At 63.7% G+C, this 15,545-nt stretch carries 19 protein-coding genes; 11 read left to right on the forward strand and 8 right to left on the reverse strand.

Annotation, left to right across the window (positions count from 1 at the left end; translation table 11 throughout):
* The first annotated feature begins 133 nt into the window (after nucleotides 1–133).
* From AC59JP_RS14415 to AC59JP_RS14435, 5 genes are read left to right on the forward strand one after another with little or no spacing between them, the layout of a single operon-like run.
* A complete protein-coding gene (locus AC59JP_RS14415) occupies nucleotides 134–1,234 on the forward strand; it encodes a glycosyltransferase (RefSeq protein WP_497326448.1) in 1,101 nt (366 codons plus the stop codon).
* Nucleotides 1,222–2,253 carry a glycosyltransferase family 4 protein gene (locus AC59JP_RS14420; protein ID WP_497326449.1) on the forward strand — a complete coding sequence of 344 codons (1,032 nt, stop codon included), beginning with the start codon at nucleotides 1,222–1,224 and terminating at the stop codon, nucleotides 2,251–2,253. Before AC59JP_RS14415 ends, AC59JP_RS14420 begins: the two co-directional genes overlap by 13 nt.
* Nucleotides 2,250–3,308, forward strand: a complete 1,059-nt coding sequence (locus AC59JP_RS14425; RefSeq protein WP_497326450.1) for a polysaccharide pyruvyl transferase family protein — start codon at nucleotides 2,250–2,252, stop codon at nucleotides 3,306–3,308. The genes AC59JP_RS14420 and AC59JP_RS14425 overlap by 4 nt, the downstream gene beginning before the upstream one ends.
* Nucleotides 3,305–4,318 (forward strand): polysaccharide pyruvyl transferase family protein, encoded by a 1,014-nt coding sequence (locus AC59JP_RS14430; protein ID WP_497326451.1) that lies wholly within the window; start codon nucleotides 3,305–3,307, stop codon nucleotides 4,316–4,318. Before AC59JP_RS14425 ends, AC59JP_RS14430 begins: the two co-directional genes overlap by 4 nt.
* 2 nt (nucleotides 4,319–4,320) lie before the next feature.
* A complete protein-coding gene (locus tag AC59JP_RS14435) occupies nucleotides 4,321–5,775 on the forward strand; it encodes a lipopolysaccharide biosynthesis protein (protein WP_497326452.1) in 1,455 nt (484 codons plus the stop codon).
* 2 nt (nucleotides 5,776–5,777) lie between these two features.
* On the opposite strand, the gene AC59JP_RS14440 is transcribed toward AC59JP_RS14435, so the two are convergent.
* Together AC59JP_RS14440 and AC59JP_RS14445 are read right to left on the reverse strand one after the other, a co-directional pair.
* Nucleotides 5,778–6,638, reverse strand: a complete 861-nt coding sequence (locus tag AC59JP_RS14440) for a glycosyltransferase family 2 protein (RefSeq protein WP_497326453.1) — start codon at nucleotides 6,636–6,638, stop codon at nucleotides 5,778–5,780.
* Nucleotides 6,635–7,855, reverse strand: coding sequence for an O-antigen ligase family protein (locus AC59JP_RS14445; RefSeq protein ID WP_497326509.1), 1,221 nt, complete (start codon nucleotides 7,853–7,855; stop codon nucleotides 6,635–6,637). The genes AC59JP_RS14440 and AC59JP_RS14445 overlap by 4 nt, the downstream gene beginning before the upstream one ends.
* Before the next feature lie 291 nt (nucleotides 7,856–8,146).
* On the opposite strand from AC59JP_RS14445, the gene AC59JP_RS14450 reads away from it, so the two are divergent.
* From AC59JP_RS14450 to AC59JP_RS14465, 4 genes are read left to right on the forward strand one after another with little or no spacing between them, the layout of a single operon-like run.
* Nucleotides 8,147–8,494, forward strand: coding sequence for an ArsR/SmtB family transcription factor (locus AC59JP_RS14450; RefSeq protein WP_497326454.1), 348 nt, complete (start codon nucleotides 8,147–8,149; stop codon nucleotides 8,492–8,494).
* On the forward strand, nucleotides 8,491–8,964 hold the full coding sequence (locus AC59JP_RS14455; RefSeq protein WP_497326455.1) for an SRPBCC domain-containing protein: 474 nt from the start codon (nucleotides 8,491–8,493) through the stop codon (nucleotides 8,962–8,964). Before AC59JP_RS14450 ends, AC59JP_RS14455 begins: the two co-directional genes overlap by 4 nt.
* Entirely contained in the window at nucleotides 8,961–9,521 is a 561-nt protein-coding gene (locus AC59JP_RS14460) for a DinB family protein (RefSeq protein WP_497326456.1), read from the forward strand. Before AC59JP_RS14455 ends, AC59JP_RS14460 begins: the two co-directional genes overlap by 4 nt.
* Nucleotides 9,522–9,555: 34 nt before the next feature.
* Complete coding sequence (locus AC59JP_RS14465; RefSeq protein ID WP_497326457.1) at nucleotides 9,556–9,825, forward strand: DUF7218 family protein; 270 nt, start codon at nucleotides 9,556–9,558, stop codon at nucleotides 9,823–9,825.
* 6 nt (nucleotides 9,826–9,831) lie between these two features.
* On the opposite strand, the gene AC59JP_RS14470 is transcribed toward AC59JP_RS14465, so the two are convergent.
* Complete coding sequence (locus tag AC59JP_RS14470) at nucleotides 9,832–9,966, reverse strand: hypothetical protein (protein WP_497326458.1); 135 nt, start codon at nucleotides 9,964–9,966, stop codon at nucleotides 9,832–9,834.
* A 167-nt stretch (nucleotides 9,967–10,133) separates the two neighbouring features.
* Here AC59JP_RS14470 and AC59JP_RS14475 point away from each other — a divergent pair, with 167 nt between their 5' ends.
* The gene (locus AC59JP_RS14475) at nucleotides 10,134–10,412 is read left to right on the forward strand and encodes a hypothetical protein (RefSeq protein WP_497326459.1); all 279 of its coding nucleotides are present in this window, start codon (nucleotides 10,134–10,136) and stop codon (nucleotides 10,410–10,412) included.
* A gap of 87 nt (nucleotides 10,413–10,499) precedes the next feature.
* Here AC59JP_RS14475 and AC59JP_RS14480 read toward each other — a convergent pair whose 3' ends face one another.
* Both AC59JP_RS14480 and AC59JP_RS14485 read right to left on the reverse strand, forming a co-directional pair.
* Nucleotides 10,500–10,973 carry a hypothetical protein gene (locus AC59JP_RS14480; protein ID WP_497326460.1) on the reverse strand — a complete coding sequence of 158 codons (474 nt, stop codon included), beginning with the start codon at nucleotides 10,971–10,973 and terminating at the stop codon, nucleotides 10,500–10,502.
* Entirely contained in the window at nucleotides 10,970–11,263 is a 294-nt protein-coding gene (locus AC59JP_RS14485; protein ID WP_497326461.1) for a hypothetical protein, read from the reverse strand. Before AC59JP_RS14485 ends, AC59JP_RS14480 begins: the two co-directional genes overlap by 4 nt.
* A gap of 375 nt (nucleotides 11,264–11,638) precedes the next feature.
* Between AC59JP_RS14485 and AC59JP_RS14490 the strand changes: the two genes are divergently transcribed.
* Entirely contained in the window at nucleotides 11,639–12,718 is a 1,080-nt protein-coding gene (locus AC59JP_RS14490) for an esterase/lipase family protein (RefSeq protein ID WP_497326462.1), read from the forward strand.
* 58 nt (nucleotides 12,719–12,776) lie between these two features.
* On the opposite strand, the gene AC59JP_RS14495 is transcribed toward AC59JP_RS14490, so the two are convergent.
* From AC59JP_RS14495 to AC59JP_RS14505, 3 genes are all read right to left on the reverse strand, one after another.
* The gene (locus AC59JP_RS14495; protein WP_497326463.1) at nucleotides 12,777–13,367 is read right to left on the reverse strand and encodes a DUF732 domain-containing protein; all 591 of its coding nucleotides are present in this window, start codon (nucleotides 13,365–13,367) and stop codon (nucleotides 12,777–12,779) included.
* Between the two features lie 118 nt (nucleotides 13,368–13,485).
* Nucleotides 13,486–14,439, reverse strand: a complete 954-nt coding sequence (locus tag AC59JP_RS14500; protein ID WP_497326464.1) for a hypothetical protein — start codon at nucleotides 14,437–14,439, stop codon at nucleotides 13,486–13,488.
* 48 nt (nucleotides 14,440–14,487) lie between these two features.
* A complete protein-coding gene (locus tag AC59JP_RS14505; protein WP_497326465.1) occupies nucleotides 14,488–15,426 on the reverse strand; it encodes a hypothetical protein in 939 nt (312 codons plus the stop codon).
* Nucleotides 15,427–15,545 lie beyond the last annotated feature (119 nt).

Here is a 15,545-nt window from a genome sequence, read left to right on the forward strand (position 1 = left end):
TCGCAACAGAATGTCTCGACCACGACGGTCGGGCCATTCTCGAACGAGAACGGCGCGGGATCGGACCGTGTAGGTGCATGTCGGGAGCTCCAGAATGAAGATCGATCCAGGTGCTTTCGCCTCGAATTCCTTGATGGACAGCAGTGTTGAATTCGGGCCCAATCGTCGACCGCCGGGGCACAACGTGCATGCGAACGTCGTCCACGTGTCGGAGGCATATGGCGGCGGCGTTCAGTCCGCCATCTCTCGATACATCGAGAACTCGCCCGACCTCCATCACCGACTGCTGGTGCGCCCGAGGTCCGACCACGACGTCGGCACGAAGGCGCACGACGACTCGGTCTACCTGTCCGGCTCGCTGCCGGCGTTCTTGCTGAAGGCTCGTCGCTACATCGTCGAGACACGGCCGGATGTCGTGCATCTGCATTCGAGTTACGCAGGGTTGCTGCGTGCCCTGCTGCCCGCGTCGCAGAAGGTCGTCTACACCCCGCATTCGTACGCTTTCCTGCGCACCGACGTAGGCCGCGCCCAGAGGGCCGCGTTCTACGCAGTCGAGGCCATGCTCAGCAGGCGTTCGCAAACCATCGCCGCGGTCAGTCCGTTCGAAGCGGCATCCGCAGCCCGCTTGTCGAGCAAGACTGCTCGTGTGACCTACCTCCCCAATGTGCTTCGTGCACAGTCATTTCCAGCACACCGAAGCTCGATCTCCCGTGCGCGACCCGTGATCGTCACGGTTGGACGAATCACCCCGCAGAAGGATCCTGGATTCTTCGCGGAGACCGTCGCGGCGGTCCGCACCGACGCCGATTGGCGCTGGATCGGCGACGGCGATCCAGAAATGCGGCGACTGCTCGAGGCGGCAGGTGTCGAGGTCACCGGTTGGATGAAGAACTGCGACGTCCTCCGGAGCATTGCCGATGCGGACCTGTATCTGCATTCTGCTCGCTGGGAAGGCGCGCCGGTGACTCTAGTCGAAGCGGCAGCAATCGGAACGCCGGTACTCGCTCGGAGCATCACCTGCCTGGAGGGCTTGGGCTTCCAGTTGGCCGGATGCACACCCGTCGACTCGGCTGCGACCATCGACCGGTTCTTCACCGATTCAGCCTTCCGAATCTCGACCACAGTCGCTACCAAAGAGTCTGCTGCTCTTCATCATCCGACAGTGCAGCGCGCTGTGCTCGACCAGTTGTACGGATGTCCTTCCGGCATTGCGGAGCCTGCATGCGCGTCCTGATGCCGGGGCGCATTCTGGAACGACACGTCGGCGGTAACACCACCTATGCCCGCGCCATCGCCGAGGGCGTGCGCGCCAAAGGTGTTGTGGTCGAGTCGATGCAGTACGGATCACATCCGATGTCGACGCTGCTTGCGGAAAGTCGCCAGGCCCGGCAGAAACCAGTCGTCGGTGACGTACTGCACTATGTCGCAGACACGGGACCCCTGGTTCGAACTCGTACACCGTCGCTGGTGACAGTGCACGGTGTCGCCAGTCACTGGATCGACGGTGTTCGGACCCGTCATCAAGAACTGTTGTGGCGCAGACGCGTCGGACGGGCTATTACGTGCACCGACCGAGTCGTCACCGTGTCTCGATCGAGTGCGCGCGACATCGCCGACGTCTTCGATGTCGACCCAGGACGTATCGACGTCATCCCACACGGGGTGGAGGCGAGGCGCTTTGCGGAACCGGCCACGATGTCCGTGACCGTACGGGACGCAGTGCCCCGCCAGTTTCTGCTCTACGTCGGCAACATCGAACCGCGTAAGAACCTACCGGCCTTGGTTGCTGCGATGGACACTCCTCGTGTGCGCGAGCTCGGCCTGCCGCTGGTCGTCGCCGGCAAACCGGCCTGGAACCACGACGAGGCGATGCAGGCCATCACTGCGAGCCGGAATGTTCGCTACCTGGGGTTCGTCTCCGACGACGACCGCACGGCGCTGATGCAGGCGTGTACCGCGTTCGTTTTTCCCAGTCGCTACGAGGGTTTCGGCTTTCCTGTCCTCGAAGCCATGGCCGCGGGCGCGCCGGTGGTGACCTCTCATGCAGGAGCCCTTCGCGAGGTCGCCGGTCCGTCGCGCATCCTCGACGGGCTGGACCCGGATCCGATCGCAGACGGCATCGTCGCCGCCGTCACCGATGAGCGATGGCGGCGTGATGTGCGGAGCGCCGGCCGGGATTGGGCGTCCGGGTTCCTCTGGGAACGCAGCATCGACGCTCATCTGAACATCTACGAAGCGTTGGAGCAATCGTGAAAATAGCTCTCCTGCACGCGTACAGCGCGGACAACGCCGGCGACGGACTGTTGGTCCACGAGTCCCTGTCGCTGCTGCGCGACGCGTTCGGCGAGTCAGTCGATCTGACCGTCGCAGCGTTGCATCCGGAGACCTTCGTCGGTGTCGACGCCACCATCGTCGACACGTCGCCCGGGTTTCGCCCCGAGTACCTGACCTTGCTCCGCTCGCTCGACGACTTCGATCTGGTCGTCGGGGTGGGCGGGGGCTACCTCCGTGCCGGCACACCGAGCGAGGCGGTCAAGGCGTTGATCGCGCACGGCCCGCAGTTGTGGGCCGCAAGCCGTACCCGTACCCCCACCGTTTATCTTCCGCAGAGCGTCGGACCGGCTCGTGGTCCGTTCCGCGCGACGATCGGACGGCAACTCGAGCGAATCGACTTGGTGTGTCTCCGTGACGACAGGAGCGTCGAGCAGTACGGGGGACAGCGGATGGTGCGGGTTCCTGATCTCGCCATTCAGTCGGCCTCTCAGGGGGCGCGGAATGCGTCGGTGGTTTCGAGTGTCTCCTCCGTGCCGGTTCTGTCGGTTCGTCCCGTGTGCGGAGCCGTTCCGCCGCTGGTCGTCGACCTGTCCACACAGCTCGGACCATTCGACGGATACGTTCAGAGCGAAACGGGGAGCAACCGCGATACCGATGCGATGACCTCGCTGGGACCACAACGTCTCGTGCCCCGTGCCGAACTCATGACGGACCAAGACACACCACGACGCGTGGTCGTGGCCGTGAGATTGCATGCTGCGTTGATGGCGCTGCGCGCGGGACACTACGTCATTCATCTCGCGTACGAGCGCAAGGGGTTCGGCGCCTTCGACGACATGGGTCTGCGTCAGTACGTCCACAACTGCAACAAGTTCGAACCCATGCGTGTGGTTCGGCAGGTCCGCGGCCTGCTCGAGGACGAGCGGGTCCGGGCGGACTATGCCGCCCAGGTGCAACTCGCCTTCACGCACGGGCGCAATAGTCGTCAACAGCTTATCGAGGAGATTCGCACGCTTGTCGGGGTGAGGACGTGACTGCATTCGTTTGGGCCACAGGGCAGGACGACAACATCGGCGACTCACTTCTGCGGCGCGGGTATGTGGACGCATTGCGCCGCTCTCACGAGGTGGTCGTCTGGGTGGGACGGGCCTCCCCGGCGTTTCTCGGCGGGCTCGGTGTTCACCCGGCCGACACGGTGCTGTCGTCCTATCGGCAGTGGTACCTGCGTGCGGCGGTCAGTGCCCTACGCGGACGCACCGTCGTAGCGGTGAACGCAGGCGAAGTCCCGGTGTCGCGCATGGGCTCCCTGCGCATGGCGTCCCTGTTCTTCTTGATCGCACTGGCTCGTGCGCGGGGCGGCCGCGGGGTGTGGCTCGGTGCAGGCGTTCCATCGAGTGGACGTGGAACCGTGCTGCCCTACCGAGCAGTCTCCCGCGCCGCTTCCGTTGTGCGAGTGCGCGATCATGAATCACAGCGCCGACTCGGAGGACACGTCGGGGTGATGCCCGACTGGGCATTAGGTCTCGGCGCCGCGACCGCGTCTTGGATCGCGTCCGAGCAGCGCCGTCAGGTTGCCGTGTCATTGCGCGGCGACAGGCCGGTGCCGCCGGCTGACTGGTTCGAGTGGCTTGTGAAGTTGGACCTCGAACCGGTAATAGTCGTTCAGGTGGAACGAGACCGCGAGCGCGGCCGCGAGGTGTCGTTGATTCTCGGTGTGGCGGAACCTGTCTGGTTGGTCGACCATGCGGCGCAGGAAGCGTACGTCCGGTCCGTCTACGCCAACTGCGCTGTGGCCGTCAGCGACCGACTCCACGTTCTGATCGTGGCCGCCACCGAGGGTGCACTGCCCATGGGGTGGGTTCCGTCGTCCGGGGGCAAGGTCGCGCGCCACTTCGACACGGTGGGACTGCACTCGGTAGGTGCCTACGAAGGCGCCGTGCCCGACGTGTACGGCCCCGTCGATCTGACTCAGGCCGAGCTCGCCTCGGCAATCGATCGATGCCGAGTTTCGCTTGACGAGGCAACGCTGGATCTGGCGAGCTGACGATGTCGGTGGACTCCAACGTCGGACTCGGTGGACGCGCCGTTCGAGGTGCCTCGATCACCGTTGCGGGCCAGGGTATTCGGATTCTGGTTCTTCTGGTTGCGACCGTCGTGCTGTCTCGACTGCTGTCACCCGACGATTTCGGCCTGATTGCCGTGATCGCCAGCGTGGTCGCGCTCGGTGAACTGTGTCGCGACTTCGGTTTGTCCACCGCAGCAGCACGAACCGTCGACCTCTCGCGTGGTCAGCAGTCGAACCTCTTCTGGATCAACACGTGTCTGGGACTCGCTCTGACTCTGCTCGCCTGCGCTCTCGCGAATCCGATCGCGACACTGTTCGGGCAACCCGAACTACGAGGCATCATGCTCGTGATCTCGGTGATCTTCCTGATCAACGGTCTGTCGACCCAGTTTCGTGCAGAACTCAACCGGCAGTTGCGATTCACCGCGTTGACCGTTGTCGAAACACTGCCCGCAGTGGTGGGTCTGGCTGGTGCATTGGTCTGGGCGACAGTGGACCGTACTTACTGGGTGCTGGTGGTGCAACAGCTGGTCACGGCGGGCGCAGCCTTGGTGCTGGCCGTGGTGTTGGCGCAATGGTGGCCCGGGTTGCCGTCCCGACACTCGTCCGTCCGAGATCTCGCAGGATTCGGCATCGCACTCTTCGGAACGCAGGTCATCGCGTACGTGACCAAGAACGTCGACAATATCTCTCTCGGATTACGTTGGGGCCCGGCGCCGTTGGGTGTCTACAGTCGTGCGTACCAACTGCTGATGCTGCCGATCAATCAGATCAGCGCCCCGTTGACGCGCGTTGCCGTACCCGTGTTGACGCGTGTGGCCGGTGACCCGGCTCGCTTCCAGCGGTACCTGCGGTCGGGGCAGCTCGTCGGTGGTGTCGTCCTGGGTATTGTCTACGGACTGTGTTTCGGTCTTGCAGACCCGTTGGTGCACATCGTCTTCGGTGATCAGTGGAGCGCGATGGTGCCGGTCTTCCAGGCGCTCGCGGTTGGCGGGGTTTTCCGGGCACTGAACCAAGTCGTGTTCTGGATCTTTCTCGCGACGGGTAAATCAGGGGCTCAGTTCCGCTTCTACCTCGTGTCTCAACCCGTCATCATCGTGGCGATGCTCCTCGGTCTGCCCTGGGGACCGACGGGAGTCGCCATCGGCCACAGCGTCGGATACGCGCTGAACTGGGCCGTGTCGTACTGGTGGTGCGGTCGGGCCACCAGCACTCCCATCAGAGGTTTGTTCTTGGCCGGCGCAGCCAACATCGCGGCGTTCGCGCTTCCGTCCGGCGCAGTCGGTCTGGTCTGTTCGACGGTGTTCGGCGGATGGGCAGCGGTGGGCGCGGGTATCGCCACTCTGGCCGTGTACCTCTGGGCGCTGGGGCGCACTCCCTTCGGCCGGGGCGTCTACGGCGCGCTCATCGAGGGCGCAAAGATGGCACGGACCTGAAATCAGTTGCGCTGCCAGGGTTTGGTGGCCAACTTACGGATTGCGTACGCAGGATCGCGAGCCGCCCATGCGGCGATACGACCTGCAGCAGCTACCCGATCACCGGACGACCACAGAGCCCGCGCCTGCCGTACTTGCGCGGCCATGTCACGGTGCTTGGCCGACATCGGCTCGATCTCGATACCGAGATGATCGGCGTAGTAGCGCCGAATGTCTTCCTTGGCGTCGATCGCCGATTGCGCCGATCGGACCGACTTGCCGCCGCTGAGTGAATACCGGCATGTGGGGTCGGGACGCACGTCGACAACGGACACCATCGACAATCGGATGAGCAGCTCGTAGTCCTCTGCGTAGGGCGGCTTCAGTGGAGGCAACTCGAGTGCCAGTGCCTTCTCGTACGCCGTTCGTCGCACCACCGCGGCGCACGGTGGCCACGGTCCGTGGCCCTTGACGAGCAGACTGTGCGCGTCGACGGGCGTAAAGCGCACGGGGAACGGTCGTTCGGCACCATCGGTACCGACTCCGATCACCGTTCCTGCCGCGACGCCGACGCGGTCGTCCGAATCGAGCAACTCGACCGACCGGCGTACACCGTCGGGCAGCAATTCGTCGTCTGAGTCGAGAAACACGACGTAATCGGTGCCGATCAATTCGGCTCCGTGCTCACGCGCACGTGCTGCGCCCGCGTTCTGTTGCGCGACCACTTCGGCGCCGGCCGCCTGCGCGAGGTGCGCGGTGTCGTCGTCGGAACCGTCGTCCACCACCAGCACGCGATCGGCTCCGCATGCCCTGGCCGACGCGACCGTCCGAGCGATGGTCGAGGCCGCGCGAAATGCCGGTACAACGACTCCGAGCGTGCTCATCGTGCGTCGACCATCGGTCGATCAGCCTGAGTGACTGGTGCTTTCGGCATGGTCATCGCCACTGCGAACAGCAGCGGCAGCCAGTACTGCTGCTGGTCGTAGAAGGCAGACGTGGCGGCGAACGTGATGATGGACGTGATGATCGCGGCAGGAATACCGTTGCGGCCGTGCAGGATCGAGGAGACCACAATACGAAGCAGGGCAACGGTCATTGCAACGACGGCACCCAGCAGCAGCAATCCCCCCTGGTACCACGAACGCAACAAGAAGTTGTGCACCACGGTCTTTCCGTCGTACGTCCCTTCGTTGGTCTGGTCCATGCCGACGCCGGTCAGCGGATCACTGTCGATGGAGCCGAGTGCAAAGTCATAGGTGCGTTCGCGAACATCGAGCGATGCCACGCCGTCGTCGGACGCCCCGGTCACGACGTTGACGCGATGCACTACGCCGTCGGCCAGGCTCGTCGGCCCGACCCCGACCGCCATCAATCCGACGCCGACCACGGCGGCAGTCAAGACCATGATGAACACCGCCTTGAACGTGATTCGCATACAGAGAAGCTGAACTACGAGCGCAACCCCCAGGGAGAGCATGGAGCTCAGGCTTCCGGTTGCGACCAGTGCTGCCGCGTTGGCCGCGAGAACGCCGACGATCGTCGAACGCCGAGTGGTCTCCTTCGTTTTGAGAAGCCCGACGCAGGCGACGATCGCGATGACGGCCATCATCCCCAAGACGTTGGGGTGAGCGGCGAGACCGTTGGCGCGTCCCTGGTTCGCGCCGCGACCGAGAACCACAACGCCGCTCAGCTGCACCAGTCCGACCATCGAAGACAGTGTTTGAACGGTGAGGAAGGCGATCACGGCGCGGCGGAGGAAGAGTGGGTCGCGTCGGACGTAGTAGCAGAGAACGAACGGTGTCAATCCGACGAGCAGTGCGAGTTTGATTCCAACGGAGAGACTTTGGACGACACTGGTCGAGGTTCCGGACACGACGGCGGCCATCGGTATGACGCCGAGCGATGCGATCCACACGGCGGGTGCCGGCGGCCGTGCCAACCGTCCCATGGCTACCGATGCGCCGAGCAGTGCAAGAACGGCGTAGGGGAGAAGCGCGGTGTAGTCGGCCTGAATCAGACGGTAGACCGGAGTGATCGCAACCACGCCGATCCACAAGGTGCTGTCGACGGTCGCTTTCGAACGTTGTTCTTCGCTGTGCATCACATTCCCGACTCTGTGAAACGTGCCGACGATCGAGTCGGACGATGCGGGAAGTCTATCCCGATAATGGAGAAACGCCATTTCGAAAGTCATTTGAAAATAGGTGTGACAACGGGTTTATCGTCGGAATCGGCTTTCTGCCACGCGCGCAAGCTCAATGGCTGTTTCAGGCCCCGGATCCGATTCGCGATGCGAATTCGTCGCGTCTCGACTGCCGCTTACTCAACCAGTAGGTTGACAACACTCACCTGAACGTGCACTCTTGTCCTCAACCGAAAGGTTGTGAACCCAGTGACCGATCCCTTGTCCAAAGTCTTTGCCGCACTCGGTGATCCCATCCGCCGCGACATGGTGGCTCGGCTGGCCGACGCCGATGCAACGGTGAGCGAGCTCGCCGAGCGCTACGACGTGAGCATGCAAGCCGTCTCGAAGCACCTGAAGGTGCTCGAGGGCTCGGGTCTGGTGAGCCGAAGCCGCGTCGCGCAGACCCGGCCGGTGCACCTCGAGCCCGAGGTCTTCGACCTGATGACCAAGTGGATCGAGCGCTACCGACGCCAGGCCGAGGAGCGCTACCAGCGACTCGACTCGGTGCTGGCCGACATGAACGAACAACCGAACCGAAAGGACACCGCGTCATGACCGTTTCCGAGGCCGTCATCGAGGCCGACACCACCGTGCCGATCATCCACATCAGGCGCGACTTCGCCGCCACGCTTGCACAATTGATGCGCGCGCACACCGATCCGGACGTCTTCGCACGGTGGGTGGGGCCCCGCGGCATGGACACCGAAATTCTCGAGTGGGACGCGCGCAGCGGTGGCTCGTGGGCGTACGTCGCGCGGCGAGACGGCGAAGAGTACGGCTTCCGCGGGTGCTTCCACACGGTGTCCGACGACGTGATCGTTCAGACCTTCACCTGGGAGGGACAACCCGACTCCGTGGCACTCGAGACGCTGCGGTTCGAGGACCTCGGCGACGGCCGAACGCGGTTGCACGCACAGTCGCTGGTCGAGAGCTTCGAAAGTCGTGACGGGTGGTTGGCGTCGGGAATGGAATCGGGAGTCAACGACGGCTACTCCCAACTCGACGAACTCCTCGGTGAGCTGTGACCGCCATCGCGGGACTTGCGCCTGCCGAGCGGCATCGAGTGCTCGCGGCCGCATTCGGTGAACACGCTGCAGCAGTGACGGATTGGGACGCCGACGCCCCGGTCGACGGATGGCTCGCTCGCGACGTCGTGACACATCTCGTCGAGTGGTCGCGTGCCTTCCTGCGCGCGGGAGGCATGGAGCTGAGCGCAGACCCGTCCACCCACGCCGACCCGGTTGCCGCGTGGGCCACGCACAGCGCGGACATTCAAGGTCTGCTCGACGGGCCCGGTGCGGACGCCGAGTTCACGCACCCGTACGCCGGGACGCACCGCCTCGCGGAGGCCATCGACCGGTTCTACACGACCGACATCTTCCTGCACACGTGGGATCTTGCGAAGGCAAGCGGCCGCGACAGCGGAATGGACCCCGACTTCGCGTCACACGTGCTCGACGGGATGCGCGGCATCGAAGACATTCTTCGATCGTCCGGGCAGTACGGCCCCGCCGTTCCCGTGCCGGCCGACGCGGACCCGGTCACCAGACTTGCCGGATCTATCGGGCGGGACCCGCGGTAGGTTCGCGTCGACCGTTGCGGGGTACGGCTCACGTATGCCGAAAAACGACGATCAACCCCAGCTCAAGGACCAGGACCTCTACGAGAAGCTGCGCGAGGAGGGCAACTCCAAGGAGAAGGCGGCACGCATCTCCAACGCCGCGGCCAAGGAAGGGCGCGAGAAGATCGGGGAGAAGGGCGGGAAGTCGCCGTCGTACGAGGACTGGACCGTCGACGAGCTCACCGACCGCGCGAAGGAACTCGGCGTCACCGGGTACTCCAAGATGAAGAAGGACGAGCTGATCGACGCCCTACGCAACCACTGATCGCGCTCAGAGGCGCCCGTCCATCACACTGATGGCGACGAGCACCACGAGCGCAATCAGACCAATGGCAAGAATCGCCCATTGCAGGCCGGTCGGACTATTGGGATTCCGGACCTTGGTGGTGGAGCGCTGCCGAGCCATTCAGTGTTCCCCTCAATGTAAATTGGCTGTGCGACAACGGATTACCGATGTCTGTGGAAACAAGTTACGCGCAAGTATGAATGGTCGGAAACCGGGACGCAAGTCGGGTTCTCGCCGTTCATTCGAACGTGGGACACCGGGCTCTGATTCGAACGTATGATCGAAATATGGACCGGGCGCCGTTTAGACTGCTGCGGCCCCCGGTCAAGGTGTGGATCGACCTGTCCGCGCTGTTCCCCGACCCTCCGCACCACGTCGACGTGTTCACCGCGGGCGGTTTCGAGGTGCGGACGGTGGTGCTCGGCGACCTGTTGGAGTGGAGCCTGACCACCGACGGAGTCTGGCTCGGCTGCGTCCGCTATGACCTCGCTTCCAAGGAACGCAGTGAATCGGTGACGCACTGGGTGCCGAGCGCGGTGCTCAAACCGTACCGATCCAACACGTAGCTCGACGCAGCGTGCCCACGAACGGGTAGCGCACCGAGCATCCGCGAGATGTTCGGATGACCGCGTCCACGGAACGCAGTGAATCGCTCATGCCGTACTGATCGCGATGGCCGCCCGTGCCCGTCGCCGCTGCCGTACGACGCGCACGATCTCGTCGACCACGTCGTCGAGGAACCCGTCGACGGTCGAGGGTGGGTAGCGCAGGATCAACCAGTCGTCCGGAGCCGTCCCACCGGAGTCGTCCACCTCGACCATGACCCGTGCGCGGCTGCAGAACTGATTGTCGTAGAAATCGCCGACACGGGTGTTGAGTTCGAGTCGGAGTCCGCGGTCTCGGATCGCCTCCGAGAGCCGGCGTTCGGGCTCGGACAGCGTTCTGCTGCACAGGTTTCGGAGCTCCAGGCGCACAGCCTGAATCCCGTGTCGCCCCGACCACGCGGCCGCCTGTCGAGCCAGGTCACGCCACTGCAATGGCTGTGTCGGAGCAGTGTCGAAGAAGGTGTCGAGGCCGCGTCGGTCCAGCGTGGTGGCCACGTCGAGAAAGCAGCGTTCCTTCGTCACCACGGGAACACCCCGGTGCACGACGACCTCGTCGACGGGTCGGCGATACGTGCGTACCCAACTCGGGGCGGTGGTGTTGGTGGCAGCGTCGCGTGTACGTGGGACGGCTCGTCCGGGAGCAACCCCCACAGCCAGGCGGCGGTGTCGTGGCTCAGGACGGCGCAGGGTTTCCAGAGCGACACGGCGACGATTCGCTCGGCGTAGGTGGGGTCGGGACCCGAATAGACACCGGGCAACAGGCGCACGAGTTCCCCGGACGCGATTCGGCGCGCAACCGTTCGAGAACTCATACCCGCAGTCTGGAGTATGTGAGTCCGTGTCCAAACACCCACGGCGCACATTCTGATCCGGCGAATACGCGACAACCGTCGAATCTCGTACTTACGCGAAAGTTTGTACTCGGTAACAACACTGGCTGCTCCCAAATCGTGTGAGATCGATCGCCGCGAATTTGGGAGCAGAGACATTGCAATTGTGGCGCGAGGTTGCTCCCAAATCGTGAAGGCGAATATTTGGGAGCAGAAATCGATCATGATTCGCTCACACGGACCAGAGCGCGCATTCGGTGTTTTCCAGACAAACGGGAAACCGTCGGGAGAGATGTGATCGCGGTAATAGCTTTGTCCCGCAATCACATCGGGGCACGCACGCCCCGAGTCCCGCTCATGTCCTACGGAGAAATCTATGTCCAACAGAAGTCGGCCGCCACCACCGACGGACGCGTGGTCACGGCGCCGCCGGCCGGCGACGCCACGGCCAACCAGAAGCTCCCCGCCGGCGTCCCGAAGCCGACCGCGTCGCTGTCCGCAACCGACACCTACGACCCCCGCAAGGAAACGACCGGATACGGGCCGTACCAGAGCAACTTCATCGCCGGCTTCGTGCACAGCCTGGTGTTCCCGGACTCGGGACCCCAGGGTGCCAACGACTGGAACTGCAAACCGTCGAGGAATCACCCGCGACCGGTCGTATTGCTGCACGGCACCTGGGAGAACGCGTACAACAACTTCGCCCGCATCGCGCCGGAGCTGAAGAAGGAGAACTACTGCGTCTTCGCGCTGAACTATGGTGACCAGGATCCGTCGATCATCGGCAACCTCCCGTCGCTGCGCGGCACCGGGCCTATTCCGGCGGGGGCCAAGGAGATCGCGCGATACATCGATGCCGTCCTCGCGGCGACGGGCGCAACGCAGGTCGATCTGATCGGGCACTCCCAGGGTGGCCTGCAAATCCGGCAGTACCTGCGCTTCGAAGGCGGAGCAAACCCCACCGACCCGTCCAAGAACAAGGTGAAGAACGCCATCAGCGTTGCCGGATCGAACCACGGCACAACACTTCTCGGTATCGGATCGCTCGGGCGCACCATCAACAACATCGGGCTGAACGTGCTCGGCGTGGTCGGCGCCATCGCTGGTCAGGCTGCCGCGGACCAGGTCGTCGACTCCGACGTCGTGAAGAACCTGGCAGTGGGCGGCGACACCGAACCCGGAGTCAACTACACCGTCATCGGCACCAAGTACGACGAGGTGGTCACGCCCTACCAGACCACCTTCCTCAAGGCCGGGCCGAACGCGACGGTCAAGAACATCACGCTGCAGGACGGATGCCCGATCGACCTCTCCGATCACCTCGCCATCTCGGTGTCCGAGCGTGCGATCGGCATCATGAAGAACGCGCTCGACCCGCAGGGCTTCCCCGGCTGGCGCATTCCCTGCGCCTTCAACGCCCCGGTGACCGGCGGCTAAGGCTTCATTCCCGAAACAACCGGTGCGAGAGTCGCTCTCGTACCGGTTGTTTCGGTGTTCAGGGGAGTTGGTCGGAGACTTCGTCGCAGTACGAGGCGACGCCGATGTACACGACGCCCTCACCCTGGTCGGCCGTCAGCCCCGCATCCTGTGCCGCGGCCGAGATGGTGTTCACCACGTCCTGCCCGTCACGTCCGTCCCGCAGTGCCTGACACGCAGCGATTGCCTGATCGATGTAGACGCGTGAGTTCGCGGTGTCCACGGGATAACCGGACACCGAGAGAAGGTCCAGGTACGTCTGGTCTTCATTGCTCGTCGCCACCGGTTCGGGAGACGGTTCCGGCGGGGGAGGCACCGGTGCGACGGTGGTGGTCGTAACGGTGGTGGTCGTGACGGGAGGGGCAGGTACAGGGGCTGCGACCGTCGAATCGATCGGACGAACAGTGCTCGAGCGGACGGGCGCGCTCGGCGTCGTTGCCATCGCGGCGGACCGGTAGGCAGCCTGAGTGGCGTCGATCTCCTGCCGACGCTCCACGAACAAGTACGTACCTACGCCCACGAGAACCAGAGCCACCACGGCCCCGGCGATCTGCAGGAGCCGTTTCCTCGAATGACGCTTCTTGCTCGATTTCGCGCGTGGGTACGACATGACATTTCTCGTTTCGGTGCGGGCTGCGCCCTTGTGCGCGGAAATGTACCCACTCACAAGGTGTGAATGGTTTCTATATAGCCGAACCAATAAAGGGCGTTACCGTCCGCCGATGTGCTCAGTCCTCGGCGCGGTAGGCGAAGGCATGTGCTCCGTCTGCGAGGTCCCAGAAAGGATCGCGGCGCAGTCCGCTCTCGAGGTTTCGAACCACCCGAGCGAGTACGGAACGAACGGCATGGTCGGCCAGATCGGCGCGCAATGCCAGGCCCACCCAGGTGCGGTCGAGAATCAGCAGAGCGTGCAATTCCCCGGACAATCCGGGATGGTGCGCCTGGAACGGTCGCATGGCTTTGGGCTCCATGAAGAACTCCGTGTCCGCGCCGGCTATCGGATGTACCTCATAGGCGGCCAACACTTCCCGCAGACCGTCGGTGTCCTTGTCGGCGGCCAGCGACCGGTCGATACCCGGCTCGCTGAAGACTCCGGTGCGCTTCATCTCCATGATGAGCAGACCCTCTTCGGCAGGATCCAGGAGGCCGAGGTCGGCTCGCGTCGAACGCTTCAGCATCTCCAGAAGATCCAACGAGAACTGGCGTTCACGACGCGCACGCTCGACGGCGATGACGGGAATTTCGGCGCGGCCGGCGAGAGGAACCATCACCGAGGGGTCGACGGTGAAGAGCGCGGCGATCACCGGTCTGGTTCGATGGCGCGCCACCAACTGAGTTTTCAGCATGGTGTTGACCAGATTGGTTTGCGCCGCCGAAATGCGCGTCCAGGCGCCCCCGATCTCCGGCGCAGAGCTGCCCAGGTTCGGTTCCACGAACTCGGTGTACGTCTGATGGAACTGATGAAGGGTCACCAGCAATTCCTGATAGCGCACGGTGACGTCGTCGCGAGCCCACGTCGGATCCGGCGCAGTACGGTCTCCATTGCGAGTGAATTGGCCGACGCGGGAGGCCTGCGGACGGTCGTTGCGATTCCTTACCGCGGACAGCAATGACACGGCGGTCCACAATGCGGCGAGCGCTGCGATTACTGCAACGACCAATGTCCACTTTTCTACGGTCACTGGTACAGGGTGCCTGATGACGGGAACAAAGGCGATGCGTTGGGAAAGTTATTTGTGCGACCGGGTTCTCGGCCGGGGGAGAGAACGCGCTGTCGCGAAGCCTTTGTGCAGTCTCTTGGTCAAGCCGCTTCCCTCGAGGTCCTTCCAGGTCCAGCGCACCACGACCCACCCGTGCTCGCGTAAACGGTCTTCGCGCGCCTTTTCGTCGATCACGACATCGGAGGGTGTTCTGGTGCCGTCGTCGGAGTTCATGTACTTCACCAAACCGTCGAATTCACCGATCACCCCCTCCTCCTCGTATGCGAAATCGGTCCTCGCCACGAAGAATCCGAACTCGTCGAAAAGGTTCAACTGAAGATCGGGTGCAGGAAAGCCGTTGCGCTGTAAATACACTCGACTTCTCGATTCGCCGACGGTTTCGCTGCGAGCGTCGATGAACGCGACAGCGCGTGCACCGCGCACCGATCCACGACCACGCAACGCCGCATAGATGCTCTCGCGGTCCGTGGCCCCCGATCTCAATGCCGAATCGCCGACGCAGACCGCGAATTCGAACGACTCCGCCTTCGCGAGATCGGCCACGGTTCGCGCGGCAGTCGTCACAGCAATACCGTCGACGACCGTGATGTCGTCGTTTGTCAGCACCGATGTGTGCACATGCCGTCGGCTCGTGATGCGCCCGCCGGATCGGCTGTCGATGCTGAAGTGAACGCGGTCGAGGTTGGGCTTCCACATGTCGAAGCCGTGAACGATCGCCGCAGACTGGTGACTGACGACGGCGCCGGATGTCGTCTTGTCCGTCGCGGCTCGCACGGCCAGCAGGTGCCGGGCAGAGGTATCGGACCGTTCGAAGACACTGGGCGGCACGTACAGCCCGGGTTGAACGGTCGTGATGCTGCGATTGCGCCGAGCGCTCCGGATTTCGGCATCGCTGACTCCGCGGGCCAGCAGTTCCGAGCGACGTATGAGCGGATCGTCGTTGGTCATGCCGATGATCGTGCCCGGGTTGGGGATTTGGTGCTCGGGCTTTGAACCGTCCTGGGTCTGGTGGAGACTGTGATCTCACCAGGAGAATGCCGTTATGGCTGCACCGAGGAAGTTCGACG

Source organism: Rhodococcus sp. 320_ES, assembly GCF_059691855.1.

Bases quoted from the DNA above. Each gene is read 5' to 3' on its own strand.
- AC59JP_RS14455 (WP_497326455.1), top strand. From the start codon at position 8,491: ATGACCGTTTCCGAGGCCGTCATCGAGGCCGACACCACCGTGCCGATC.
- AC59JP_RS14440 (WP_497326453.1), bottom strand. From the start codon at position 6,638: ATGAGCACGCTCGGAGTCGTTGTACCGGCATTTCGCGCGGCCTCGACC.
- AC59JP_RS14475 (WP_497326459.1), top strand. From the start codon at position 10,134: ATGGACCGGGCGCCGTTTAGACTGCTGCGGCCCCCGGTCAAGGTGTGG.
- AC59JP_RS14465 (WP_497326457.1), top strand. From the start codon at position 9,556: ATGCCGAAAAACGACGATCAACCCCAGCTCAAGGACCAGGACCTCTAC.
- AC59JP_RS14505 (WP_497326465.1), bottom strand. From the start codon at position 15,426: ATGACCAACGACGATCCGCTCATACGTCGCTCGGAACTGCTGGCCCGC.
- AC59JP_RS14495 (WP_497326463.1), bottom strand. From the start codon at position 13,367: ATGTCGTACCCACGCGCGAAATCGAGCAAGAAGCGTCATTCGAGGAAA.
- AC59JP_RS14485 (WP_497326461.1), bottom strand. From the start codon at position 11,263: ATGAGTTCTCGAACGGTTGCGCGCCGAATCGCGTCCGGGGAACTCGTG.
- AC59JP_RS14415 (WP_497326448.1), top strand. From the start codon at position 134: ATGGACAGCAGTGTTGAATTCGGGCCCAATCGTCGACCGCCGGGGCAC.
- AC59JP_RS14470 (WP_497326458.1), bottom strand. From the start codon at position 9,966: ATGGCTCGGCAGCGCTCCACCACCAAGGTCCGGAATCCCAATAGTCCG.
- AC59JP_RS14420 (WP_497326449.1), top strand. From the start codon at position 1,222: ATGCGCGTCCTGATGCCGGGGCGCATTCTGGAACGACACGTCGGCGGT.
- AC59JP_RS14445 (WP_497326509.1), bottom strand. From the start codon at position 7,855: ATGCACAGCGAAGAACAACGTTCGAAAGCGACCGTCGACAGCACCTTG.
- AC59JP_RS14435 (WP_497326452.1), top strand. From the start codon at position 4,321: ATGTCGGTGGACTCCAACGTCGGACTCGGTGGACGCGCCGTTCGAGGT.
- AC59JP_RS14490 (WP_497326462.1), top strand. From the start codon at position 11,639: ATGTCCTACGGAGAAATCTATGTCCAACAGAAGTCGGCCGCCACCACC.